22 protein-coding genes, 2 tRNA genes and 1 pseudogene are annotated in these 23,703 nt (G+C 59.2%); 17 read left to right on the forward strand and 8 right to left on the reverse strand.

Annotated elements, in window-relative coordinates; genetic code table 11:
- On the forward strand, positions 1-637 hold a 637-nt coding region (locus EYB53_RS00005; RefSeq protein WP_167857167.1), incomplete at its 5' end, for a hypothetical protein.
- A gap of 343 nt (positions 638-980) precedes the next feature.
- Positions 981-1,277, forward strand: coding sequence for a hypothetical protein (locus EYB53_RS00010; protein WP_135475427.1), 297 nt, complete (start codon positions 981-983; stop codon positions 1,275-1,277).
- 56 nt (positions 1,278-1,333) lie between these two features.
- On the opposite strand, the gene EYB53_RS25415 is transcribed toward EYB53_RS00010, so the two are convergent.
- The gene (locus tag EYB53_RS25415; RefSeq protein ID WP_254150835.1) at positions 1,334-1,636 is read right to left on the reverse strand and encodes a hypothetical protein; all 303 of its coding nucleotides are present in this window, start codon (positions 1,634-1,636) and stop codon (positions 1,334-1,336) included.
- Between the two features lie 346 nt (positions 1,637-1,982).
- Between EYB53_RS25415 and EYB53_RS00020 the strand changes: the two genes are divergently transcribed.
- Positions 1,983-2,273, forward strand: a complete 291-nt coding sequence (locus EYB53_RS00020; protein ID WP_135475431.1) for a hypothetical protein — start codon at positions 1,983-1,985, stop codon at positions 2,271-2,273.
- 18 nt (positions 2,274-2,291) lie between these two features.
- Here the strand turns inward: EYB53_RS00020 and EYB53_RS00025 are convergent, their stop codons facing one another.
- Entirely contained in the window at positions 2,292-2,660 is a 369-nt protein-coding gene (locus EYB53_RS00025; protein WP_135475434.1) for a hypothetical protein, read from the reverse strand.
- Positions 2,661-2,985: 325 nt separating this feature from the next.
- On the opposite strand from EYB53_RS00025, the gene EYB53_RS00030 reads away from it, so the two are divergent.
- The 3 genes and pseudogenes from EYB53_RS00030 to EYB53_RS26470 form a co-directional block, all read left to right on the forward strand.
- Positions 2,986-3,219 carry a hypothetical protein gene (locus tag EYB53_RS00030; protein WP_097650480.1) on the forward strand — a complete coding sequence of 78 codons (234 nt, stop codon included), beginning with the start codon at positions 2,986-2,988 and terminating at the stop codon, positions 3,217-3,219.
- 259 nt (positions 3,220-3,478) lie between these two features.
- Positions 3,479-3,739 carry a hypothetical protein gene (locus EYB53_RS00035; protein ID WP_135475436.1) on the forward strand — a complete coding sequence of 87 codons (261 nt, stop codon included), beginning with the start codon at positions 3,479-3,481 and terminating at the stop codon, positions 3,737-3,739.
- Positions 3,739-4,860 (forward strand): annotated as a pseudogene (locus tag EYB53_RS26470) (recombinase family protein); the annotation flags it as partial. The gene EYB53_RS00035 and the pseudogene EYB53_RS26470, both read left to right, overlap by 1 nt.
- Positions 4,861-5,402: 542 nt before the next feature.
- On the opposite strand, the gene EYB53_RS00050 reads toward EYB53_RS26470, so the two are convergent.
- Positions 5,403-5,496, reverse strand: a tRNA-Sec gene (locus tag EYB53_RS00050).
- A gap of 186 nt (positions 5,497-5,682) precedes the next feature.
- Between EYB53_RS00050 and EYB53_RS00055 the strand changes: the two genes are divergently transcribed.
- The 3 genes from EYB53_RS00055 (at position 5,683) to EYB53_RS00065 (ending at position 6,951) form a co-directional block, all read left to right on the forward strand.
- Positions 5,683-5,991 (forward strand): hypothetical protein, encoded by a 309-nt coding sequence (locus EYB53_RS00055; RefSeq protein ID WP_135475441.1) that lies wholly within the window; start codon positions 5,683-5,685, stop codon positions 5,989-5,991.
- The gene (locus EYB53_RS00060; protein WP_371879041.1) at positions 5,963-6,247 is read left to right on the forward strand and encodes an FCD domain-containing protein; all 285 of its coding nucleotides are present in this window, start codon (positions 5,963-5,965) and stop codon (positions 6,245-6,247) included. The genes EYB53_RS00055 and EYB53_RS00060 overlap by 29 nt, the downstream gene beginning before the upstream one ends.
- A gap of 110 nt (positions 6,248-6,357) precedes the next feature.
- A complete protein-coding gene (locus tag EYB53_RS00065) occupies positions 6,358-6,951 on the forward strand; it encodes a hypothetical protein (protein ID WP_135475445.1) in 594 nt (197 codons plus the stop codon).
- A 64-nt stretch (positions 6,952-7,015) separates the two neighbouring features.
- Here EYB53_RS00065 and gatB read toward each other — a convergent pair whose 3' ends face one another.
- Together gatB and tyrS are read right to left on the reverse strand one after the other, a co-directional pair.
- The gene (gene gatB, locus EYB53_RS00070) at positions 7,016-8,473 is read right to left on the reverse strand and encodes an Asp-tRNA(Asn)/Glu-tRNA(Gln) amidotransferase subunit GatB (RefSeq protein ID WP_135475447.1); all 1,458 of its coding nucleotides are present in this window, start codon (positions 8,471-8,473) and stop codon (positions 7,016-7,018) included.
- Positions 8,474-8,496: 23 nt separating this feature from the next.
- On the reverse strand, positions 8,497-9,669 hold the full coding sequence (tyrS, locus tag EYB53_RS00075; protein WP_135475449.1) for a tyrosine--tRNA ligase: 1,173 nt from the start codon (positions 9,667-9,669) through the stop codon (positions 8,497-8,499).
- 237 nt (positions 9,670-9,906) lie between these two features.
- Here tyrS and EYB53_RS00080 point away from each other — a divergent pair, with 237 nt between their 5' ends.
- The 8 genes from EYB53_RS00080 to recJ all read left to right on the forward strand — a co-directional run bounded on the left by EYB53_RS00080 (position 9,907) and on the right by recJ (position 18,601).
- Positions 9,907-10,680, forward strand: coding sequence for a hypothetical protein (locus EYB53_RS00080; RefSeq protein ID WP_135475451.1), 774 nt, complete (start codon positions 9,907-9,909; stop codon positions 10,678-10,680).
- A 15-nt stretch (positions 10,681-10,695) separates the two neighbouring features.
- On the forward strand, positions 10,696-11,421 hold the full coding sequence (locus EYB53_RS00085) for an LppX_LprAFG lipoprotein (protein ID WP_371879042.1): 726 nt from the start codon (positions 10,696-10,698) through the stop codon (positions 11,419-11,421).
- Positions 11,422-11,809: 388 nt separating this feature from the next.
- Positions 11,810-13,360 (forward strand): MFS transporter, encoded by a 1,551-nt coding sequence (locus tag EYB53_RS00090; protein WP_135475454.1) that lies wholly within the window; start codon positions 11,810-11,812, stop codon positions 13,358-13,360.
- Positions 13,357-15,387, forward strand: coding sequence for a DNA primase (gene dnaG, locus EYB53_RS00095; protein WP_135475456.1), 2,031 nt, complete (start codon positions 13,357-13,359; stop codon positions 15,385-15,387). The genes EYB53_RS00090 and dnaG overlap by 4 nt, the downstream gene beginning before the upstream one ends.
- 214 nt (positions 15,388-15,601) lie before the next feature.
- A complete protein-coding gene (locus tag EYB53_RS00100) occupies positions 15,602-15,805 on the forward strand; it encodes a hypothetical protein (RefSeq protein WP_135475458.1) in 204 nt (67 codons plus the stop codon).
- A 222-nt stretch (positions 15,806-16,027) separates the two neighbouring features.
- A tRNA-Ile gene (locus EYB53_RS00105) sits at positions 16,028-16,102 on the forward strand.
- A gap of 122 nt (positions 16,103-16,224) precedes the next feature.
- The gene (rfbC, locus tag EYB53_RS00110) at positions 16,225-16,791 is read left to right on the forward strand and encodes a dTDP-4-dehydrorhamnose 3,5-epimerase (protein WP_135475460.1); all 567 of its coding nucleotides are present in this window, start codon (positions 16,225-16,227) and stop codon (positions 16,789-16,791) included.
- A 97-nt stretch (positions 16,792-16,888) separates the two neighbouring features.
- Complete coding sequence (gene recJ, locus EYB53_RS00115; protein ID WP_135475462.1) at positions 16,889-18,601, forward strand: single-stranded-DNA-specific exonuclease RecJ; 1,713 nt, start codon at positions 16,889-16,891, stop codon at positions 18,599-18,601.
- Here the strand turns inward: recJ and EYB53_RS00120 are convergent.
- The 3 genes from EYB53_RS00120 to EYB53_RS00130 all read right to left on the reverse strand — a co-directional run bounded on the left by EYB53_RS00120 (position 18,570) and on the right by EYB53_RS00130 (position 23,682).
- Complete coding sequence (locus EYB53_RS00120) at positions 18,570-20,285, reverse strand: GAF and HD-GYP domain-containing protein (RefSeq protein ID WP_135475464.1); 1,716 nt, start codon at positions 20,283-20,285, stop codon at positions 18,570-18,572. The two genes, recJ and EYB53_RS00120, sit on opposite strands and share 32 nt — an antisense overlap.
- Positions 20,286-20,319: 34 nt before the next feature.
- Entirely contained in the window at positions 20,320-21,843 is a 1,524-nt protein-coding gene (locus EYB53_RS26475) for a DUF512 domain-containing protein (RefSeq protein WP_135475466.1), read from the reverse strand.
- A gap of 279 nt (positions 21,844-22,122) precedes the next feature.
- Entirely contained in the window at positions 22,123-23,682 is a 1,560-nt protein-coding gene (locus EYB53_RS00130) for a protein adenylyltransferase SelO (protein ID WP_135475468.1), read from the reverse strand.
- Positions 23,683-23,703: the final 21 nt, after the last annotated feature.

Here is a 23,703-nt window from a genome sequence, read left to right on the forward strand (position 1 = left end):
GGGCAGCAGCAAGGCTGATCCTCTGGCCGAGGAGGATGAGCAACCACAACACATGGCCGCGCCGACTGCTGCACTTGTACCGAGTGCTACGCCAGTAGTGCCACTGGCAACTAAAACACCCAAACCGGCAGAGCAAATTGGTTTTGATTTTACTAACCGAACCCCCGAACACCCAACGGGAGACAGCACTGCTTCATCCCACATTTTTATTCATAAATATCCTATGCCTGGCGCTGGTTCTATTACGAGAGTGATCTATGTTAATGATAGCGAGTTAGGTCAAGAGATCCCAGAGGCAGTCACTTTACTTATATTACGCCCTGTGACTGGGGGATGGGAAATTATGCACCGCGTTACTCTACCGGATGATGATCGTCCACCTACTACAACAGGAATTACTACGCTAACACTAGACTTCCCATTACCCGTCGAGACAGGAGATGTCTTTGCTCACTGGCAACCTCGAGCAGCAGGATCTATCCCATTTAATAATGACAGGTCATCTATTGATGGTCGTAGCGTTACGGAAGTCGGTTTCAGTTTTGCAGATATCGAGGAAGGACAGATCATTACCAATAGTGGCTTCATTGGAAGACGGGACTATTTCATAAACATCATTTTCGAACCGACACCTTAGTTCGACTTTATCCATCTGCACTGCCTACGCGGCGTAGGCCAGCGCGTCTGTGAGACGAGGGAGGAATGCCTTCGGAATTTTGACCTTGTCGGCTTCCGCAGGCGATATCCAAGAAAGAGTGACGTATCAAGAATGCGGGCGAAGTCCTTGAGCGGGTTGTTCAACGGCATCACAAAGGGTTAGGCAGTGCGGCCAAGGCCGTGGATCCTGCGTACGGCGTGCGTTCCCTTCCCGATGCAGCGTACCAGCCGGAGGGCCTGAGCCGCACACCGCGCTCGGCTCGCCCTCACGACAGCTTCCGTACGCCCGGCAACGGCGGTTTGCGCAGTACCAGGACGTGGTGGTGCTCGCGGAGCAGGAACTCGGGCCAACCATGATCGCAGCTCAGGTTGGTCTGACCCGGCAGACCGTCGCGCTCTGGCTGAAAGCGGGGGCCTTTCCCGAGCGCGCGTCTCTCGCACCACGAGCAATGCTCGTGACCGCCTACGAACCGTATCTGCGTGAGCGCTGGCAGGCTGGGGGTCAGAATAGGCGTCAACGTTGGCGTGAGGTGCAGGCACAAGGCTTTGCTGGGGGCAGGAGACCATACGTCGCCTCATTACCGGGCGTGCTTACTCAGGGCCGCAGCGCCAGCCTGTGACGACTGGGCCAGTATCACAGCATACGCCACCACCACCACCGACGACACGTCCGTGGTCACCGCGACAGGCCCGCTGGTTGTTGCGCAAGCCCGAGGTCAAGCTCACGCCAGCGCAGCAGGCGTATATCCAACAGCTTGGCCTGGTTTGCCCAGACATTGTGGTTGCTCAGGGCCTGATCGTGGCATTCACCCAGCTCGTGCGGAAGCGTGACAATGCAGCATTCTGCCCCTGGTTGACAGCAGCGCAGGAAAGTGGACTGCCAAAGCTGATAGAATTTACCAAAAGTATCGTGCGTGATCGAGCGTCCGTAGAAGCCGCGCTCACATATCGCTGGTGAAACGGCATCACCGAGGGTCAAATCGGCTCAAGATGATCAAGCGGACGGCATATGGACGCGCCAGCTTCGGGTTGCTCCATCAGCGCGTCTTGGCAAAACTGTGACGGCATGACGTGAGCACGGGAGATGCGGAAGAGCAGATCTTTCGTGAGGCAGCGATCCCCCCAACGTAAGATTCTCGCGTGAGGCGCTGCGGACAGCAAATCTAGTTGACATTCAACAGAAAACAGTCAGATGTTGTGTCTTGACAAATGGATCCACCTTACTTTACGGCCGACCTCAAGGTTATTGATGTGGCCGTGCGTGGTAGGGGGTGGCAAGCGTGCGAGCGCGGCCCGGACGCCGGTGGCTTCTCTGGTGTGTGTCAATGCAACCCAACACCCTTGCCCGCTGGGAGGTTCGCATTGGGAAGGATCGCATCTTCTATGTGATTGACGTCATCGATACAGTGGTACTCGTCAATCAAGTACTCCATAAATACTTGACGGGTTACACAAAAATATGTCTTTGTGAAGAGCTCGACCACGGCACGTTACGCCAGTTAGCGGTGATGACGCCATCGCTTACGACCAATCTTCAGGCCCATAACGTGCTGCGGCAAGCAAGCGTCTTGTTGCACACCCGCCTGATGCACCAGCGCCCGGAGCGGGCCATTTGATGGTGGTTCATGTGTGCCTTATGTGAAAACGCTGAACGGCCAGGTCGGCGCAGGCCTCAGGTTGACGATGATCCGCTCCAGGCTCTCATCGCGGATCATGGCCTCGGCCAGCGGTGCGTCCTCGACGGTGGTGATCACACGCGATATCCAGATCTCGTTCAGGATCAGCCATCCGTCGTCGAGGTTCGCGGCGACATAGATTGGACCTTGGTCGCAAAATTGCGCGCGGAGCGCCTGGGCACGGGTTGCCGTGGTTGCGTAGATACGCGTTTCCGGTCCGTCGTCGGGCTGGCGCATAGAACCCTCGGCGATGCGCACCTCCGCGATCAGTGCGCGCACCAGCGCATTGGGCGGCGGCGAGGCCCATCCAGGGCGACGCACATCCACCGACCCAGCGCGGCCCAATGGCATCGGGGAGCAATGGCGGTCGGTAGGGTATCCGGTGCGGCGAGGCTTCGCCTCTGACCACGAAGACACCCCTACCCCCGCCATGACCCCAAATTGCCTCATCTTTGACTCTTTTTGACTCATTGACACATGTGTGCAATAACGGTACGATACGCTTATCCTCTGGGGATGCGGCGCTGGGCACATTGAGGGAACCCGTCAGGGGGCCAGCATGGCCGCTTCAGCGTCAGCTATCGGCCCATCAGCATCTTGACAAGGAAGGAAGGTCAGGGTAGCATGGTGGCACGGTAAACATGGAGGATCTATGGCCGGGAACGACCGGGCCAACGAAGGACGTCAGGCGGGGGTACCCGCCCGCATTTCCGAAACAACGCATCGTGAGCTACGCTATGTGGCTGCGGTCTGGTCGCTCAGCGCGAAGGACGGCGCGCCGACGACGATTCGGAGTCTGATTGATCTGGCCTGGGAGACGTTGAAGCAGCAACGCCCAGAGGTGGTTGAGTTGCTGAAACGGGTCGATTCAGCCGAGGCTGATTGACGAAACCCACGGATTCTGCGAACCCACCCGTCGTGCGCATCTGCCCTTCCTTCCGCGACCGATGGGCCTCATGAGGGAGATGATTGATGGACGTGCTGCCCCGTTGTGGTTGGCAGGGTCTGCGCAAACGGTTCCTGTCCCCGTCCCGCTTCCTAGGTTGGAAGGATGTCCGTTGGACCTTCCCATGTGAAGAAGGTGTCGTTCGGGTGGTCTGCCGATGCAGACCACCGCAGTGCTGCCACCTCGTCGGAGGTGGCCAATGAAGCTGACGCATCGTCCGCGCATCACGGCGCATGTGTGCCACGTTCCCGGCGATCCGGGCGCTGGCTTGACCGAACTCGCCGATGCGCTCCTCATAGTGCGTGCAGAGCCGGCGCTCCAGGAGGCGTTCCGGATCGCGCATCAGTTCACCAGCGTTGAGGCCCACCTTCATACCCGGCGGCGCACGCTGACGCAGGCCGCTGAGACGCTGCGTGCCCAACTCGCTGCGCTGACGGCGCAACTGGGGGAGGCTGCCTGATGTCAAAACGTACGGCCCTCTACATTCGGTGTTCCAGTCGCGACCAGGTTGCCCACGGCGTCAGCATTCCAGATCAGTTGGCTCGCTTGCGGGCAGATGCCGGAACCGCTGGCGAGGTAGTGGTGGCGGAGTACATCGACCAGGCCCGTTCCGGCACGAGCGCGGCCCGCCGCGAGGAGTTCCAGAAGTTGCTCACGGCGGCCCGCCGCCGTGAGTTTGACCGGGTACGCGTCGAGAGTGTTGACCGCGGCCATCGCAACGATATGGAGCGCCGCCAGTTCGAAGCTGAGCTACAGACGTTCGGTATCCAGGTGCTCTATGTCGGTGAGCCGGAGAAGCAGGCCCCGCAGTATCGTAAGTTGCAGCGCGGTATCCGCGGCGTGCTCGCCGAGTGGGAGGTCGATGAGACGAGCCAGCGCACCTACAAGCGCCATCGCTTTCGTGCCCAGCAAGGCAAGTGGCGCGGTGGCCCAATCCCGTACGGCCTCCAGCCCGATCGCACCGGCTGGTTCGAGCCTGATCCGGAGACCTACCCGATCTTGCTCTGGATGCTGGAGCGGCGTGCGGCGAGCCAGGGCTACCACGCGATCACCAAGCAGCTGAACCAGGGTATCGCGCTGGCAGAGGGGCAGCCACGCGAGGTGCCGCCGACCCCCGGTTTGATCATGTATCGGCGGAAGCCGTACCTAGAGCGCCAGGATCCCGAGACGGGTGAGCTTATCCATGAGCCACGCCCGATGCCCTCCGGCACCTGGACAGTCTCGACTATCGAGAAGATCTGCAAGCGGGTTTTTGACGGGGTCTATGCTGGCGTCTTGCGCTGGGGTGAACGCTACAACAAATTCGAGGAAGACGCCGATGGTAATCGCAAACAGGCGGTGCGGGTCGAAACCGGCAGGCCGCTGATCCCTGAGGAACTCCTCCGCCGCGTCCAGGCCGTGGAGTTGGCGGCGCACGAGGGTGAGGCGGCGACGATGTCGGCCTTCAACAGCTACCTGCTCACGCTCCGTTGTGGTGCGTGCGGAGGCGCGATGCATGGCTATACCAGTACCAAATACAAGGGAGACAAGACGTATCGGTATCGCAAATATCGTTGTGCCAGACGGGTCAACAAACCTGGCGCATGCCGTATGCCAATGCTCAGCGCCGACGAGCTCGAGCGCCTGGTACTTGACGTTGTGATGAAGGACATCATTGAGCGTAGCCACGAGGCGTTGGTGGAAGAGATCAACGATGCCATCGCCCGGAAGCACACCGAGTTGCTCAGCGCCATCGCGGTGGCGGAGGTGCGGCTGCGCGAGTTGGAGGAGCGGCGCGAGGCGGCGCTTGACGCGCTGACCACGCAGTACAAGGGGGTGACGGAACGCACGCGCGCCGCGTTGGCCGAACAAGCCGACCGAATGGTGTGCGCGTACGATGAGGTGGAGGAGCAGATCCGCAAGCTCCGCCTCGGGATGGCCGTGATGGACGAGCAGGCGCGGTCAATCATGTTGATCTTGACCGACCCATTGCTTGACCCGTCCCGCTGGCAGGAACCCGAGGCGATCCATGCACTTAAGCGGGCTTTGAAGCTTCTCGTCCATGACCTGATCCTCAGGGAGAAGGTACCGGGCGAGTTTCATGTGGAGGTACAACTCTATGCAATTCGTCAAAGTCTATTGCACGAGAGCGCGTGGGAGTCGAACCCACCGACGAAGCTCGTCACCCCGTCCGCTGGTTTTGAAGACCAGGACAGCCACCAGGCCACATCCGCTCTCGCGGTGATTGTAGCCTGATCTTGTCCTTTGTGTCAATGCGTTGTTTGACGCAACGGCGCAGAGGCGTGAAGGTTTGCAGCCGAGCCTGTCAGGATGCACCGACACAGGGCGATACCAACACGTCTGTTTGTGTGATAGAATGGCGTACGTAAGCTGTTCGTGGGCCAACACCCCAGAGGGCGGACAATGATTGTTGACATTGAACTGACGCGGCGAGCACATGATCGCTACGTTGCACGAGCACTCCAGTTCCCAGATGTCGAGGTTGAAGCGGTCTCACGTGAAGCTGCGCTTGCCCAAATACGCGAGGCCCTCACTGCGCGTCGTCGTGCTGGCACCGAGATCGTTCAGATAACCATTGAGAACGGCAGCGCCGCACTCCAAACGGTCTGGCCTCGTCATGCCGGCACCTTTCCCGATGACGAAGCGTATCGCTTGATGCTTGCCGACGTAGAGCGTCAGCGCCGTGAGCTTGACGAGGATTCTCAGGCGTGACGTTTCTCCTCGACACAGACCATGTCAGTATCTGCGCCTCGGGTCAATTCTGGCAACATTAGACGACCAGATGTATCGGATCCGCGTTCTCCTCCCACGCTCGGCGGGGTGGATCGCAGAGGCCGAGCATGAGCACCGCGCCGTTGTTGCGCGGATTAACGATCGTGATGGTGACGGGGCCGCACAGGCGATGGAGCGACACCTGCGCGCTTCCTGCGACCGGGCTATCCGCCTGGTTCTGCCGATTCAGCGCTGAACCTTGGCACCCACGTGCAAGCCGCTCCGGTCTCCCGACGCTTCACGTACCGATGTTCCTGTGTCCTACGTACGTGATCGCAGTTCTATCCAGAAAGTGTACCGCATCCTATGACAAGCCTCGCCATCCTCGGTGCCTTAGGAACGCTCATCGGCCTGGTTCGCGCAATGCCACAACTTGTCCTGCTGCTACGCACCCGCCATGCCTACGGGGTCTCCGTCGACACGGCTGCCACTAGTTCTATTGTAAGCTTCGGCTGGGCTACTTATGGGTTGTGGACCAATCAGTTCTATGTCAGCCTCGCTACAGGGGCCTCCGGCGTTGTCTTTGCGATCATTACGGTGTTGGCCCTCCGCTTTGGACGTCGGGTCCGCGAGTTCGCTATCGCACCCGTCTGGCTCGTCGTTCTGCTTCTCGCCGCTGGGCTGGGAGGGACGACCGGGCTCGGCATGATCCTTCCCGTTAGCGTGCTCGCCGCGAATGTTCCCCAGCTTTGGGTCGCCTCGCGCGAAGGCAATCTCGCCGATGTATCGTTGGGTACCTGGCTTCTCTCGATGGCCGATGGGCTCGTCTGGGGTCTCTACACGCTCATCCAACCGGATATGGCGATTATGATCTTTGCCGGTTTGCAACTAGCGACAAGCGGCGTGATCGTAGCCATGAAGCTTGCCCATATGCTGCGACTGTCACGCCAGCCGGCGTAGCCCCCACCCTTTCCCCAGGCCTATGCCGAGCGCGGCTGGCGCAGCCTGCCGCGCTCGCCATCCTTTACCCCAGTTCTTGCTCAAGCAACGTACGCACTTGCTGCGGGTTCGCCTGCCCTCGCGTTGCTTTCATGACCATGCCTACCAAAAATTGTACCGCGCTCGTTTTGCCTCCACGGTATTCGGCGATCGCTTTGCTCGCTTTGCTGTCGGCGAGTACGTCGCGTACGATGCTTAGCAGGGCGTCGCTGTCGTTGATCTGCGTGAACCCGCGCTCGACGACGATCTGCGCCGGCGCAGCGCCAGTGTCAAAGCTGACTTCAAAGACTTGCTTGGCAATGCTTCGTGTGATCGTGCCGTTGGCAATGAGTTCGATCACTGCGGCGATGTGACTCACGGGCATGCGTTCGCTGAGCTGCGTCGGCGCTTCGCCACGCTCTTTTAAGAGCCGGAAGCCTTCGTTTAAGACCCAGTTGGCGACGTCTTTTGGGCTGCCGCCGCTCGCTTCTGCTGCCGCAACCGCTGCTTCGTAGTAGTCGGCAATTGAACGCTCGAGCGTCAATAGATCGGCGTCTTGCAGGCTCAGTCCGTACGCACGTTCAAAGCGCTCGCGCCGTGCGTCAGGAAGTTCAGGCAACTCTTCGCGGCGCGCAGCGATCCAGGCCGCATCCAGTTCCAACGGTGGGATGTCGGGTTCGGGAAAGTACCGGTAGTCGTGGGCGAATTCTTTCGACCGCTGACCAACGGTCTCCCCTTTGAATTCATCCCAACCGCGGGTCTCCTGGACAAGGGTTCCGCCCGCTTCAAGTACCGCCGTCTGGCGCTCGATTTCGTACGCCAGCGCGCGCTCGACAAAACGGAACGAGTTGATGTTCTTGATTTCAACTTTTGCTCCGTAGGCCTCTTGCCCTTCCGGGCGCACGCTCACGTTGGCGTCGCAGCGCAACGCTCCTTCCTCCAGGTTGCCGCTGTTGACCCCGATCCAGACCAGGATCTGCCGGATCTTCTCAAAATAGAGCCGCGCTTCCTCGGGGGTGGTTATATCCGGATGACTCACGATCTCCATCAAGGGCACGCCGCTGCGGTTGTAGTCGATCAGCGAGCCACCCTCGTCGGCATGCAAGAGCCGCCCGGTGTCCTCTTCGATGTGAATTCGCTCGATGCCGATCCGTTTCTCCACGCCGTCGCTCCGTCGAATCGTGAGCGAGCCTTCGGAACAGAGCGGCTGGTCGTATTGCGAGATCTGATACCCTTTGGGAAGATCGGGATATGGATACGATTTTCGACTGAAAACCGAGCGTTCGTTGATTGTGCATGTCAGCGCCAGGCCACTCAGCGCGGCCATTTCCACCGCACGTTGATTGACGACTGGCAGTGTCCCCGGCAAGCCGAGACTCACCGCCGAGACGTAGGTATTTGGTTCGGCCCCGGCATAGTCCGACGGGCAGCCGTCAAACATTTTTGAGGCTGTCTTGATGTGGGCATGGATCTCCAGGCCGATCGTGACAAGATAGGTGGGCATAGGCTCCTCGTTTGAACGTAGCCTCAGATGATGCGGATAAATTTGCGGCGACCAACCTGGATGACGACGTTAGCCCCAGGGCTCACGGTCTGTTCATAGCTGGTGACGCGCTCGCCATCAAGTTTGACCCCGCCACCGTCAATGAGGCGCCGCGCTTCACTCTTCGACGCAGCTAGCGCTGCGGTGACCATCACCTCAATGATGCTCACCGGCGCGTCAAGTTGGTGCTCGGGGATCACTTCGGGCAGTTCGCGGTTGACAAATTGCCGAATGAACGCCTCTTCCGCCGCCTGTCCGTCAGCTGGGCTGTGGAACTGCGCCACCACTTCGCGGGCCAGGCTCATCTTGAGGTCGCGTGGGTTGACGCTGCCTTCAGCCAGACTCTGCCGGATTGTGGCAACTTCGCTCATCGGGCGGTGGCTCAACACTTCAAAATAGAGCGGCAAGACTTCGTCGCTCATTGACATAATGCGACCAAACATTTCGTTCGGGGGCATCCGAATATCAACCGTATTGAGGAACGTCTTGCTCATTTTGCGTCCGTCGGTGCCGGGGATCAAGGGCACCAGCAAGACCTGTTGCGGCGTCATGCCGAGTTGACCCATCAGTTCGCGGCCAGCCAGGATATTGAACTTCTGATCGGTGCCGCCAAACTCAACATCGGCGTTGATCGCAACTGAATCATAGGCCTGCAACATCGGATACATCAACTCAAGGATGGTCAGAGGTGTCCCGGAATCATACCGTTTGCGGAACGTCTCGTGCGCGAGCATCTGCGCAAGGGTAAAGCGTCCGGTCAGGTCAAGCGCCTGCTCAAGCGTGAAGGTGCCAAACCACTCGCTCTGCCAGCGTACCTCGGTGCGTTGCCGATCAACCACGCGAAAGAACTGTTCCATGTAGGTCTCGGCATTTTGCCGTACCTCATCGGCTGTCAGGCGTGTGCGCGCCTCGTCGCGGCCCGACGGATCGCCAATCTGCGCCGTCCAGTCGCCAACAATCAGGACGACCTGATGCCCGAGATCCTGGAACATGCGCAGCTTGCGCAGGCCCACCGCGTGACCAATATGCATATCGGGTTTGGTCGGATCAAAGCCCTGTTTGAGACGCAACGGCTTGCCCGCAGCCAGGCGCTGACGCAACTCTGCCTCGACAATCACCTCGGCTACCCCGCGCGACAAGAGATCATTCGGCTCCATCTGTCTCTCTCTTCATGATAAGCAAGCGTTCTCGCAGGGGGTATTGTACACCAAAAAGCTGATCATCTGGCACTGGCCTGTGCTACAATCTCCGTAGGGGCGAAGCACCCGCCCCTGCCGGATCTCGAAGCTGTACCGTGCGCACACGGGCGGGTGCTTCGCCCCTACGTAATACGCGTCATCGCTCGTTCTGGTGACGCATCGCACCACCAGAACAAGCAAAGAACGGAAAGTCTCATGTTTCGACGTTTTCTGGCCCTCTTCGCCCTCGTTCTCCTCGTGACACTCAGTGGCTGTGGTGGTACACCCGCTGCCAGCTCTGCAACCGAGGTTCCTCCCGCACCGGCAACGGCTGTGGCGGAACGAACCCCGGTTCCGCCTGCACCAACAGTGGCTGAACCCACTGCCGAGCCATCTGCTGAACCCACTGCTGAGGCTACTACGTCAGTTGCTGGCGATGCCGCGACCCCTGAAATTGATCTGAGTGGCCTCCTCGGTGGTGGCGTCGGAGCCGGTGAGACCGTGACTAATGAACTCGGCTATTCCCTGGTCGTTCCTGAGGGCTGGACGGTTCTGATGAATGTTGCTTTTGAGGGTACTGGCGCGGTGATGATGGTGCCCGAAGGTACCGATCCGATGGAAGGTCCTGATGAGAATGTTCTTGCCATCAATGTTGGCGACTCTTCGGTTGTCTTTGATGAGGCTGCGTTGCCGCCAGATGCGAGTCTCGATGATCTCCTTGACTCATTTCAGAATCAAATGATCGAAGAAGATCCGACGGTGACGGTAAGTGATGTGGAAAATGTAAGCATCGGTGGCCTGCCCGGACGTGCCGTCAATATCACTGGTTCTGTGCCCGATACTGATGATGAGGTCTTTGTGCGCCTCGGGATCGCGCGAATCGATGATGCTCGCATTGTAACCGTCATTGGCATCGCGACTCGCGAGCTCTGGAATCCTGCCTCCGTGGATAGTGTCTTTGCGTCACTCGATCTGAGTGGGCTGGAATAGATTAGTTTCTTTGAGGTGATTGTCTTGCTTCAGCGCTTCCTTGTTGCTCTGTTGCTCATCGCTCTGCTGAGCGCCTGTGGCGGGCCTGCTGGCCCGCCACCGACGCCGACGCCGACGCCGCGCGAAATCAGTACCGCCGTTGGTCAGGCGACCCAGGCCAGCCAGAGTGTCCATTTTCGGATTGCACTCAGTGGTCGCCCCGTTGCTATCGATGCAACCGGCTTGACTCTGCTCAATACAATGGAGGGCGATCTGCTCCGCCCTGATGCGGTGCTGGCGGTGCTCAGTGTTACGGTCGGTGGTGCTGTCGCCGAGTTGCGTACGGTCTCGTTTGAGGGTCAGCAGTATCTGACCAATCCCCTGACCCGTCAGTGGACTTGTCTCGATGAGGGGCTTGCTTTCGATCCGGCGGTGCTCTTTGCGCCCGATCGCGGCATTGAGTATCTGCTGCAAGAGGGTTTTGCTGATGTGATCCTCGTTGGTACCGAGGATCTTGATGGTCGCCCCCATTACCATCTGCGCGGCACGATGGATGGGGCGCAGTTGCAGGCGATTAGCCTCGGTCTGCTCGGTGCAGGCCCGGTGGCCGTTGATCTCTGGGCTGACCAGGCGACGATGCTGGCGACCCGGTTGATCCTGGTGGATACCGCGACTGACCCGGAAAATCCGACGACATGGACGGTTGACTTCAGCGATTATGGCAAGGCCGTTGATGTCCGTGCGCCAGTGCAGTGTCCGTGATGCGCTTGCAGCTTGCAGCTTTGTGCTTATAGATTGGGCGCAGCGAAGGGTCTCAGAGGCTGTCTGAAAAGGCGACGGTTTGCTCTGGAGTGCCGGCTTTAGCCGGCTAAAGCCGGCACTCCAAGGGATCACCACGTGGTGGCGGACGATGCCGACACCCTTTTCAGCCAGTCTCTTATGCTCGGAGCGCAACGGCGCCACGGTCATGCCGCACGGAGCCGCAGGCGCCGTGAGGAATCTGCACGGATCGGCATGGAAGATCCCTCACTCCGTTCGGGGTGACAAGGGCGGGCCTGGGCACCACCCTGGTTGCTCACGGCATCACTGGCCTGCGGGCCATGTGATACTCAGCATGACTATGCGGCACCTTCACGTGTCATTGGATGAAATGACGATATCACCAACCTCAGGCACAACCCAGGCCCCACCGCGCCCCAACGTTGATCCACGCCTCACGCTGGCACTGCTTACGCTGGCGATCTTTGTGGGTGCCGTCGATCTGACGGTGGTCAGTGCGGTGCTGCCCAAGATCATGCTCGATCTGCGTGTCTCGCTCGATACCGAGCTCAACCGCGCGGCCTGGGTGGTCAGTGGCTATCTGCTCGCCTATACGATCAGCATGACGTTTATGGGCCGCCTGTCGGATCTGCTTGGCCGCCGCCAGGTCTATCTGGTTTCGCTCGTCGTCTTTCTCGTTGGTTCGGTGATCGTTGCGTCTGCTCCGACGCTCACGATTCTGATCACCGGTCGCATCGTGCAGGCGCTCGGCGCGGGCGCGATGGTGCCGGTGAGTATGGCGCTCGTCAGCGATCTCTTTCCGCCCGGGGCGCGGGCTGCTGCGCTCGGCTTTATTGGGGCCGTTGATACCGCCGGTTGGATGGTTGGGCACCTCTATGGCGGGGTGCTCATGCGCCTCTTCGATGATTGGCGCTTGCTCTTCTGGATCAATCTGCCTATTGGCCTCGTGGCGCTGGTGTTGACCTGGTGGGCCTTGCGCAACGTGCCTCAACAACGCGCTACCGGCAGCTTCGATTGGCGCGGGACGCTCTTGATTAGCGCGAGCCTCACGGCGCTTAACCTTGGTCTCTCGGCAGGGGCCGAACTGGGGGCGACCGATTTCTATGGCGAGCGCGTTGGGCCGCCACCGTATGCGCTTCCGCTTGTGCTGCTGGCCTTTCTGCTGCTGGCCGCCTTTGTCGTGTGGCAGCAGCGCGCCCGCGATCCGTTGCTCGATCTTGCCCTTTTTCGTGACCGTGGTGCCGCCGCTGCTTCGGTGATCAATGTTATGATCGGTTTTGCGATCGCACTGGCGATCACCAATGTGCCGCTCTTCATTAATACACGCCTCTTGCTGACGGCCCCGACCGATCCCGATATTCTGCGCCAGGCCGCCTGGGATGCCGGCTGGATGCTGTCGGCCCTGACTCTGACGATGGCGGCAGCGGCCTTTCCCGGTGGTCTCGCCGCCGGTCGTTTTGGCGATCGTCCCGTTGCGCTCATCGGTCTCGCCCTGACCATGTTCGGGTTTGGCTTGATGAGTCGCTGGAGCGCTGCCGAGACCTATGCTACCATGGCGGCACACTTGGTTCTTGCTGGTCTTGGACTTGGCCTGGTCATTGCCCCCGCTGCCGACGCGGTCATCCGTGCCGCCGCCGAAGACCGTCGTGGCGCTGTTTCGGCCGTTGTCATTGCGCTGCGCCTCGTTGGTATGACCGTGGGGGTCGCCATGCTGACGCTCTGGGGGGTGCAGCGCCAGGATGCGCTCCGGCGCGCTGGGGCCGATAATCCGCTGGTGAGTAGCGATCCGGCCTTCTTTTTGATGGAGATTGCCGCCCAGGTTATCGGCGAAACCTTTCTCTTTGGGGTGGTGGCTCTGGGTATCGCGCTCATAAGCGCAGGCTTGATGCAGTCGTCACGTTCGCAGCAGAGGGCGCGATGAACGAGATTGATGAGATCCGCGACAAAATCGATCTGGTTGAACTGATCAACAGCAATGGGGTGAGTCTGCGCAAGGCGGGACGCAACTACGTCGGGTTTTGTCCGTTTCACCCCAATTCGCGCACGCCCGCCTTTACGGTCTTTCCTGATACCCAGAGCTTTTATTGTTTCGGGTGCCAGGCTTCTGGCACGGCCTTCGATTTCCTGATGCGCAAGCAGGGCCTTGATTTCCCGACGGCGCTCGAGCAATTGGCGGCACGGGCGGGCGTCAAGCTGAAGCCGCGTACCGAACAGGCACGCGTCGAGGATGCGCGGCGCACCAAGTTGCTCGAGATCAATGCTGCCGCCGCTAAGTATTTCAACTACGTCCTGCGCGAGTTGAAACGGGGTGAGCCGGCGCGCGACTATGTGGCGCACCGAGCGGTCAACGATGCGATGGTTGAAGCCTTTCAACTTGGGTATAGCCTCGATGACTGGAGCCATCTCTTCACCTATTTGACCGAGAAGAAGGGCTATGCGCCTGAGGATGTCGAAGCGGCGGGCCTGGCGATCAATCACGAAAACCGGGGCTATTATGATCGGTTTCGCGGGCGGCTGATCTTTCCCATCCGCAATGCCAAAGGTGAAGTGGTTGGTTTTGGCGGGCGGGCGCTCGGTGACGGTACGCCCAAATACTTGAATACCCCCGAAACTCTGATCTACAAAAAGGGCGAACTGCTCTATGGCCTCGATCTTGCCCGTGAGGCGATCCGGGTGGACGATTGCACCGTGGTGGTCGAGGGCTATCTTGATGTGATCACGGCGCATCAACACGGCTTTCGCAATGTTGTGGCCCCGCTGGGCACGGCTCTGACCCGTAGTCATGTCGGCCTGCTCAAGCGCCTCTCGCACCAGGTCTATCTGGCCCTTGACGCCGATGCCGCCGGCCAACGCGCCACCCTCAAAGGGCTGAATACGCTCCGCGAGAGTGCCGACGAAGAGGGCGGCCATCTGGTGACGACGGCGCAGGGCGCGGTGCGCCTCGAAAGCGACGTTGCCCTGCGCATTATCCGTATGCCCGAGGGCCGCGACCCCGACGAGGTCATTCGTAGCGACCCCGACCTCTGGCAAAAGTTGGTCACCAGTGCCGTGCCGGTGATGGAGTTCTACCTGAGCGCGTATACCGCCGGGCTTGACCTGACGCGCCCCGAAGATCAACGCCAGGCGCTCGACCGACTTTTGCCCTTGCTCAAAGAACTTGACGGTACGCAGCAACGGGTCTACATTGCGCGCATCGAACATGTCGTCGGCATCAGGGCCGAGCTGATCCTCGATCTGCTCAAGGGCAAGGTTGACCGTCCGACCAACCGGCGTCCTGCGGGCAAAGGCCAGCCCGACCACGTGCGCCCCGGTATCCAGGTGCGTGCCATCCCAACCCCACCGCCCGACGATGCCCCGCACCCTGCGACAAGCGCCGAAGAGAGCGAGGGGCGCCAACCACAGCGGCGCCCAGGTTCCCCCACCGAAGCCTTTCTGCTGACGCTCGCCCTGCGCCACCCCACCGTCGAAGCAGCGGTCGAGGCACTCCTCGAAGCCAGCAACCTCCACCAACCGGCCCTGCGCGAAATCTTTGGCACGGGCATCGAAGATCTGCTTGAAAATCCGATCTATAAAGAGATTTGGCGTCACTACGCAACCCTCCCGATCGAATGGAGGCCAACGAACGCCGATGATCTGACCCGCTGGATCGACGGGCTCGATGAGGCGCTACGCAGCACCGCGAGTGCGCTGCTCGCCATGCACCAACGCACCGCCGAAGACTTTCGCTACCGCCAGGAAGCCGAGCATTGTGCCCGTAGCCTGCGCATCGAACAGGCCCGCCGGATGCAGCAACACCTCTTGCAACGCATCAAAGACGAGCAAGACCCACGCCTCCACAACGACATGCTGAGTCGCTTCAGCGCCCTTACCGCCTTTCTTGCGACCACTACCGCCCCTCGGCGCAGCAGCACCTACCCTGATCTGCGCGACACACTCGGTAAAGAGTGACGGCACCCGCCGGGAGGACGCGGTTGACGGTGCTCAACGATAATTCTCATCATGATCTCATCAACGACATAGAACCATGTATCTCGATTATACGTCATACATAACAGATAAGCCGGGATTGCCGATGATGCAATGACGCAAGCGCAAACCCCTCCCCTGATGCGAGGATGCGGCTTATGCCTAGAAGTGGATGCATACGGCAGAGGAGATGATCATGGAGCAGATGCTAACCCTTCGGACTGAGTTTCGTGTCTGGCAGGATGAGCGGTTCGGATGTATCTGGCGGTTGGCGTATCGTGAAGGTGCTGATGAAACCGTCGTGAGCTTCCCTGATATCGAGGCGCTCGGCGACTTCCTCAACGAGCAGTTTGGCCTTGATCTACTCGAAACACACGAAAACATGGCCCTCGCGGCTTAGCCGACATACCTTGCAAAGAAGGCGCTCTTTTTGACGCAAAGGCGCAAGGGCGCAAAGTTTTGTCGTAGTGTCCGCAGATTACGCAGATGTGGACGCTCTAAATCTGCGTAATCTGCGTAATCTGCGGACGATTGGGAAGACTTTGCAACAGCCCTACCCGTGCCACGACGCCTGCTACCCCATGCGCAACAGTCCATGGTATAATAGGGCCGCCCGCTGTTGGGGCCGCTAGCTCAACGGCAGAGCACTCGGCTCATAACCGACTGGTTCCCGGTTCGAATCCGGGGCGGCCCACCACGCCACATACGCCGGAGATGCCAGTTGTCCTGGTCTCTCCGGCGTATTGTATATGCGAACTGTGAAGCAAGGCGTGTGGTACAATAGGCCAGGCTTCTATCCTTGTTTACCCTTCAACAATTATGGCTATTCGGATCACAAAGACTGAACTGGACGGAGTCTTGATTGTCGAGCCCGATCTCTTTCGCGATGAGCGTGGGTTCTTTCTGGAAACCTATCGCCAGGATCTCTATGTGGCTGAGGGCATTACCTGTAGCTTTGTTCAGGATAACCACTCGCAGTCGCGTCAGGGGGTCTTGAGGGGCTTGCACTATCAAGATTTGACGGCCCCGATGGCAAAGCTGGTACGCTGTTCACGGGGTACGATTCTTGATGTTGCCGTTGATTTGCGGATCGGGTCACCAACGTTTGGGCGCTGGGTGGCGGCTGAATTGAGTGACCAGAATGCACGTCAACTCTTCATCCCCGTTGGCTTCGGGCACGGCTTTCTTACCTTGTCGGCGGTGGCAGAAGTGCAATATAAATGCTCGGGCTACTATGCACCTGCCGCTGAGGGTGCCGTGCGCTGGGATGATCCGGCCCTGGGCATTATCTGGCCGGTTGCTGACCCCATTGTCTCGCTCCGCGATCAGCAGGCGCAATCGATTGCCGCCTATGGCGAACGACCGGCCTTTGTCTATGAGCCTTGAATCGGACCCCCATCCGTATCCTCACAGGTTCTAAAACGGTAGATCATCAGGCGTACTGAGATCACATTTCGGCTTTGTTGCGCAAAAAGAGAGGCTTATGTCTGCACGTCGCAAACGTTGGGAGCTCGCGCCGCCTGCATCCTCCGAATTTACCAGGGCTACCGGGCTGAGTCCTTTGCTCGCGACGTTGCTCTATCAGCGTCAGCAACATACTCCGGAAACAATTGCGGCGTTTCTGACTGACGATCACCGTACCGGCCTGCATGATCCGTTTTTGATGAAAGGTATGGCGGAAGGTTGTGATCGTATTCTGCATGCTATTCAGCATGAAGAGAAAATCGCGATCTATGGTGACTTTGATACTGATGGTGTCACGGCGGTCACCTTGCTGATCCAGGCCTTGACGGCGATGGGGGCACAGGTGCAGCCCTACATTCCCCATCGTACCCGTGAGGGGTATGGGCTCAATGTTTTTGCCATCAACGAACTGGCCTCGCGTGGGGTGCAACTCTTGATCACGGTTGATTGTGGCATCAGCAATGTGGTTGAGGTTGCCGAAGCAAAGCGACTTGGGCTCGATGTAATCATTACCGATCACCACCAACCCCATGCTATTTTGCCCGACGCGCTGGTTGTGATCAATCCGAAACAGGCTGGTTGTTCCTACCCCTATAAAGATCTGGTGGGGGTTGGCATTGCCTACAAACTGGTGCAGGCGCTGGTTCGACGCGGGTTGACGTTGAACGGGTTGCGTGGGCGTGATCTGCTTGATGTGGTTGCCCTGGGCACGGTGGCTGATATGGGGCCACTGCATGGCGAAAACCGCACCCTGGTGAAGATGGGGCTCAAGGCGATCCATTCCTCTGAACGGCCCGGCCTCAAGGCGTTGATTGAGCTTGCTGGCTTGCGGCGGAGTGCCGTGACGGCGACGGATATCGGGTTTGCGCTGGGGCCGCGTCTGAATGCGGCGGGCCGCCTCGATGATGCCGTGCGCTCGTATGAACTCTTGCTTGCCCAGGATGCGCCAACTGCCGTTACGCTCGCCCAGGCGCTGAATCAAGCCAACCGCGAACGACAGGATTTGACGAAACGTGTCCAGACCGAGGCGCAGGCGCTGGCTGAGGCAACTGGTCTGGCGCAGCGACGGTTGGTGCTGCTTGCGCACGAGGAGTTTCCCGCCGGGGTGCTGGGCCTGGTGGCGGCGCGCCTGGTTGAAGAATGGGCGCGTCCAGTGCTCTTGATCGAACGTGGCGAAGGCGAGTCTCGTGGCTCGGCGCGTTCGGTGCCGGGTTTTAGTATCATTGACGCGCTCACGCAGTGCCAGGATCTTTTTGTCCGGTTTGGAGGCCACGCGGCTGCGGCTGGCTTTACCATTCACACGCTGCGTCTGCCTGAACTTGAAGCACGGTTGCTGGCGATCGCGGAACAGCACCTTACTGATGAGATGCTGGTGCCGCGGCTGTTGATTGATGCCGAAGTTGAACTGAATAGGCTTGACTGGGGTCTGCTTGAGGAACTCAAACGGCTCGAACCCTTTGGTCAGGCCAATCCAATACCGGTGCTGATGAGCAGTCGCGTTGAGGTTGTTGATGTGCGAACCCGTGGGGTAGGGGGGCAGCATCTGCGTTTGGTGGTGCGCAAGAATGGTACAACCTACGAGGCGATTGCCTTTCGCATGGGCCACCTTGCCGATGCGGTGCGCCGCCATCCGCTGCTCGATCTCGCCTATACCTTCGAGGACGACGAGTGGAATAACGACCGCCGCTTGCAGTTGAAGATCAAGGATTTCCGTCGAGCGACGCAGGGGTGAGCAGTCCCATCATTGTGCGCTCGTCCTGCGTAAGAATCGCCCCCTTTGACCGGGCACGCAGCAACGCGGCAACACACTCCTCATCCAGTTCACGGCCGGCAATGCGTTGCAGAATGGCGAGCGCTTCTTCGACCGAGCGCGCCGGGCGATAGGTGCGGTGGCTCGTGATCGCGTCAAAGACGTCAGCGACAGCGACGATGCGCCCGATCAGTGAAATCTGAACATCTTTCAGCCCATATGGGTACCCGCCTCCATCCAGGCGCTCGTGGTGCTGGGCTAGGGCCTGCCAGGCATCACGCAATAACTCTAGTTCAAGCAACCCATTTTCTTTGAGAAACTCTACCCCATAGAGTGGATGTTGACGCATCTGGCGGAATTCGGCCTCGGTCAGCGTGCCGCGTTTCTTCAGAATACGGTCAGGGATGCGAATCTTGCCGACATCGTGCAACTTGCTGGCAATGCGTACCCGATAGATCATGGCGTGATCAAGGCCCAGTTCTTGCGCAATTGCCACCGAGAAATCACTGACTCGTTGACTGTGGCCCCGCGTGTAGGGATCTTTCAGGTCAATGGCCCCGGTAATTGCATCAATAATGCGGGTCGACAGGGTCTCGACATCGGTATAGAGCTGGGCCAGGCGAATGATCGTTGCGGCTTGTCCGGCTAATGACTCGAACAGGCTAATATCTTCGGCATTGAAGCTGCGTCCCTGGCGCGGATTCAACGCCTGGGCTCCCCCAATGATCCGCCCCTCCAGGATACCAAGCTGCCCGCCCACGTCAATTTTGGGGGCCCTGAGGGGGACACAGAGAATCGAACGGGTCACAAAGCCACTCTCACTATCAACCTGGCGATAGAAGCGCTGGTCATGATGGACATCATTGACGACGACGGTTTCGCCGGTTGCGACGACATGACCAATGATGCCCTGTCCAGCTGGGATCCGCTTCGCCTCAACTTCGCTCCGTCGGTACCCCGTCGCCAGATAGAGCACCAGTTCGTTCTGGATCTCGTCGTAGAGCCAGATTGAAGCCGCCTCGATATCGAGCAGTTCGCACGCATACTCCATGATCCGATTGAGCAGATCGTCGCGGTTGAGCGTGGTCGTTAGGCGTGAGATAATCTCGATGAGGACGTGTTGCCGCCGTTCGCGCTGGCGGGCCTCGGTGAGCAAACGAGCTTTTTCGACTTCGGTGACCAGTCGGCTGCAGATGAGGTCGATCAAAGCGATCTCGTCTGGCTCATCGCATGTATCGTTGGTGAGGTTGAAGAGTTGCACCACGCCAACTGCGACGCCTCGTAGCATCAAAGGAACGCAGTACATCGTGCGCAATTCCATGCCTGCGAGTTCGCCGACGGCGCGATCCCAATGCGGATCATCAACGACATTGGCAATAAAAAGGGGTTGACCCTGACGAAGAGTCAACCCTGCGACCCCACGGTCGGCATTGATGCGCATCCCAATCAAGCTACGACTTGCCTCATTGCCTTTGACCACCGTAAAGATGAGCTCGTGGCTCGCCTCTTCATACAGATAGAGGGTTCCGGCTTCGGCCCCGGTCATTTCAATCAACAGATCGAGCATCTGATCCAGCAGTCCGTCCAGTTCGGTACTGGCCGCAATCTGATTGGCGCGTTGAATGACGTCAATCGTTGATGTGAGGCGTGTCTGCTGGTCTGGCATGATACGGTATCCTCTACCCTTTGGGCTGCCGCCCTCAAACATCATAGGCCAGGGCGCGTACATAGCGCACCAACTCGTCAGGATCGCCGGCGAGGGCGACCGGGACACCGGAGGCTTCCGTGATCTGGTGCAGCGTATAGTCGTCAATGGTGCGTTCACCAGTATAGTTGAACATGACCCGTGGCAAGAGCGCACGGGTGCAGCCGCTTGCACGGAGAACCGGGATCAGATCCTGGGCGGTCAATAGCCCGCTGACCGTGACAGTTTCACCAAAGAAGAGATTGGTGATCGGCAAGACGTGTATCGTTAACCCTTCAATCCGTCTGAGTCGTCGAGCGACCTGTTCAAGCAGTGGCGCAGCCAGGGTGCCACAGACGAGCGCCAGACTGGTCGGCTGGGCAAGGCGGGCAGGGAGTTTGCGGCGAGCGCGTGCCCACAGGTCGAGGAAGTCGCGTACCATGCCGACGCCATTCGAATACTGGGGCATATCATCGTACTGTTCGGCAGGGGGCAGCGTTCGTTCGGCCAGCAGATAGAACTCATCACTCGGATAGACGAGGGTAAAGCCGGTTTCAGCCCGGCAACGTGCCCCGATAGGCTCGATCAGGTCGATCACCGCTGCTGCTTCTTCACCCGTATAGCAACGCAGCGGAATATCGGTTGCCGCCCCGAGACGTGAGCAGAACCCCATCTCGGGGTTGTGCAGTGGTTGTACGGGTTGATCCTGCGGGGGCCTTTGCTCTTCCCAGAGGGGCTGTGCTTCCCAGTTGGTATTGATCCAGTCGGGCGTCTCGTGAACCTGAATTGCCGCCTTGATCGTGCTGGGGCGTTTGCCGTCAAAGCGATACTTCGTCAAGCCTACCGGAACAACCGCAATCGACTGAACAATTGGCTGGAGGGCCAGCAGATCCTCGATGCTCTGCCGCAAGACTTCGCCATCATTGGCCCCCGGGCAGGCGACGATCTGGGCGTGAACATCAATGCCCATGGCCCCGAGGCGGCGGATCTGCTCGCGCACATCGGGCACATCACGCTTGCCAAGCATCAGGGCACGCCAGAAGGGATCAGTCGCGTGAACACTAATATTCATCGGTGAAAGGCGCTGTTCGCCGATGCGCTGCCAATCCTCCTCGGTCAGATTGGTAAAGGTGACAAAATTATTGTAGAGAAAAGAGAGCCGGTAATCGTCATCTTTGAGATAGAGCGTTTTGCGAAACCCTTTGGGCATCTGGGTCAAAAAGCAGAAGGGACATTTATTATTGCATGTACGCAACCGATCAAAGAGTGGTTCGGTAAACTCAATGCCAAGATCGTCGTCGGGATCTTTGTCGAGTTGATGAGTATGTTCATCGCCACCGGCAGTGCGTACCCGCAACGTGACCGACTCTTCGGCGATGGCAAAACGATAATCAATCACGTCGCGCAGACGTTGCTGCCCGATCGCGACCAGCGTATCACCAGGCTTGAGTCCAAGCGTTGCCCCGAGACTACCCGGCGCAACCGAGGCAATGACCCCACCTTCGCCCGTAATCTGTTTGAGATCAGGTTGATATTCCACAGCACCTACATACGAGAACCTCTGATGAATCGTCCCCCAGAGGCTCTGCTAACTATACGCATAGATTTATATTATACCATCCTTCAGGGGATTTTTGCCCACCTAAAGGGTCTGCTGCACGGGCACCCGCAAGGGGTGCCCCTACACCGGGCCCGGCCCCGTAGGGGCACCCCTTGCGGGTGCCCGTGCGGGTGCCTGTTTCGTATGATGCCATCTCGTGTCTGCTGAGGCAACCGGCCAGCTTTGCTGGCCGTTGGCCTCAACAGACACAGAGGTATCCTACGAACTACACGAAAGCATTGAGCACCCGGCACGTTCGCGGGCCCAGTCGGGGCGTTTCTGGATGAATGGGGCGCTGACGGGCTGATCATCGTATGGTCTGCGGAGGGCGTTGAGCAGGGCGTGAATGCGACTTGGGTCGCCCTCTTCGGCAAGATCAATGGCCTGTTGGGCCAGATAATTCCGTAAAACAGTGCGCGGGTTGACCGCGTTCATCTGGGCGCGGCGCTCGGCGGGGTCAAGCCGATCACGCTGAACCCGCGCCGCGTAGTGGTGAATCCAGGTGGCAAAGGTCTGTTCGTGGCGAGTGAAGAGCTCATCACGATAAAAGGCCTCACGCAGGGGTTCCAGTGATGGTGCGGCGGGGTTGAGATCGGCTAGGCCGCGGAAGAACCAGGTCATATCCACTTCAGCGATCTGCATCAGCCGATAGGCCTCGCTGACGAGGGCCTGATCGTGCTCGTCAAAGCTCTTGAAGCCAAATTTTGCTGCGGTCATGGTGCGCTGTTCTGCCAAAAAGACCGCAACATACCGATCCAAGCTGGCCTGCAGGATCTGCTGGTCAGGCAAGAGGCTAGCAAGCGCCCCGGCGAGACAGGCCAGGTTCCAGTGCGCAATCTGTGGTTGATGGGCAAAGCGGTAGCGGCGCCCGCTCTCATCGGTGGTATTCGGCGTCCAGTCGGGATCAAAATTGTCGACCCAGCCATACGGCCCGTAATCGATTGTTAGCCCCAGGATCGACATATTGTCGGTATTCATCACGCCATGCACAAAGCCGACCCGCATCCAGTGCGTGATCATGTGGGCGGTGCGGACGCAGACCGCTTCAAACCAGCGGCTCCGCAGCGTCTCGGGGTCGCCTTCAAGTTCGGGAAAGTCACGGTTGATCGTGAAATCAACGAGTTGCGCCAGCAGATCACGGTCGCCACGGGCCGCCAGGATCTCAAAATTGCCAAAACGAATGAATGAAGGCGCCACGCGACAGACAATCGCCCCCGGCTCGGGGCGGGCATGCCCATCGTAGAACATATCGCGGATGACCTCTTCGCCGGTCGCCACCAGGCTAAGCGCCCGGGTTGTCGGCACCCCGAGGTGGTGCATCGCCTCGCTGCAGAGGAACTCGCGGATCGACGAGCGCAATACGGCCCGCCCGTCGGCGGTGCGTGAATAGGGCGTTAGCCCGGCTCCTTTGAGCTGTAATTCCCAGCGCTCGCCAGCACGATTGATCACCTCGCCGAGCGTAATTGCCCGCCCGTCACCCAATTGCCCGGCCCAGTGGCCGAACTGATGCCCACCGTAACAAGCCGCATACGGCTGCATCCCCCTGACCAGCGCATTGCCCCCAAAGACCTGGGCAAAGGCCGGTGACGTGATCGCTTCGTGGTTGAGATCGAGGAGCTCGGCCACCTCGGCGGCATACGCCAGTAACCGTGGTTCGGCCACAGGTGTGGGCAATACCGGCGACCAGCATGCGTTCAATACCTGACGTGGATGTCGGCTCTCTTCAGGATCACCAGGAAGTTCGTTGACAAAGCGGTTCTCAAAACGCCAGTTTTGCATACAAGAACAACTTGTTTCTAG

Origin of the sequence: Candidatus Chloroploca mongolica (genome assembly GCF_004762035.2) — a bacterium.
Taxonomy (GTDB): domain Bacteria; phylum Chloroflexota; class Chloroflexia; order Chloroflexales; family Chloroflexaceae; genus Chloroploca; species Chloroploca mongolica.

Excerpts from the sequence above, each read along its gene's own strand:
- EYB53_RS00090 (WP_135475454.1), top strand. The coding sequence starts at position 11,810 with ATGACGATATCACCAACCTCAGGCACAACCCAGGCCCCACCGCGCCCC.
- EYB53_RS00080 (WP_135475451.1), top strand. The coding sequence starts at position 9,907 with ATGTTTCGACGTTTTCTGGCCCTCTTCGCCCTCGTTCTCCTCGTGACA.
- rfbC (WP_135475460.1), top strand. The coding sequence starts at position 16,225 with ATGGCTATTCGGATCACAAAGACTGAACTGGACGGAGTCTTGATTGTC.
- tyrS (WP_135475449.1), bottom strand. The coding sequence starts at position 9,669 with ATGGAGCCGAATGATCTCTTGTCGCGCGGGGTAGCCGAGGTGATTGTC.
- EYB53_RS00035 (WP_135475436.1), top strand. The coding sequence starts at position 3,479 with ATGAAGCTGACGCATCGTCCGCGCATCACGGCGCATGTGTGCCACGTT.
- EYB53_RS00055 (WP_135475441.1), top strand. The coding sequence starts at position 5,683 with ATGATTGTTGACATTGAACTGACGCGGCGAGCACATGATCGCTACGTT.
- EYB53_RS00030 (WP_097650480.1), top strand. The coding sequence starts at position 2,986 with ATGGCCGGGAACGACCGGGCCAACGAAGGACGTCAGGCGGGGGTACCC.
- dnaG (WP_135475456.1), top strand. The coding sequence starts at position 13,357 with ATGAACGAGATTGATGAGATCCGCGACAAAATCGATCTGGTTGAACTG.
- EYB53_RS00100 (WP_135475458.1), top strand. The coding sequence starts at position 15,602 with ATGGAGCAGATGCTAACCCTTCGGACTGAGTTTCGTGTCTGGCAGGAT.
- EYB53_RS00120 (WP_135475464.1), bottom strand. The coding sequence starts at position 20,285 with ATGCCAGACCAGCAGACACGCCTCACATCAACGATTGACGTCATTCAA.
- EYB53_RS00130 (WP_135475468.1), bottom strand. The coding sequence starts at position 23,682 with ATGCAAAACTGGCGTTTTGAGAACCGCTTTGTCAACGAACTTCCTGGT.
- EYB53_RS00020 (WP_135475431.1), top strand. The coding sequence starts at position 1,983 with ATGCAACCCAACACCCTTGCCCGCTGGGAGGTTCGCATTGGGAAGGAT.
- EYB53_RS00065 (WP_135475445.1), top strand. The coding sequence starts at position 6,358 with ATGACAAGCCTCGCCATCCTCGGTGCCTTAGGAACGCTCATCGGCCTG.
- gatB (WP_135475447.1), bottom strand. The coding sequence starts at position 8,473 with ATGCCCACCTATCTTGTCACGATCGGCCTGGAGATCCATGCCCACATC.
- recJ (WP_135475462.1), top strand. The coding sequence starts at position 16,889 with ATGTCTGCACGTCGCAAACGTTGGGAGCTCGCGCCGCCTGCATCCTCC.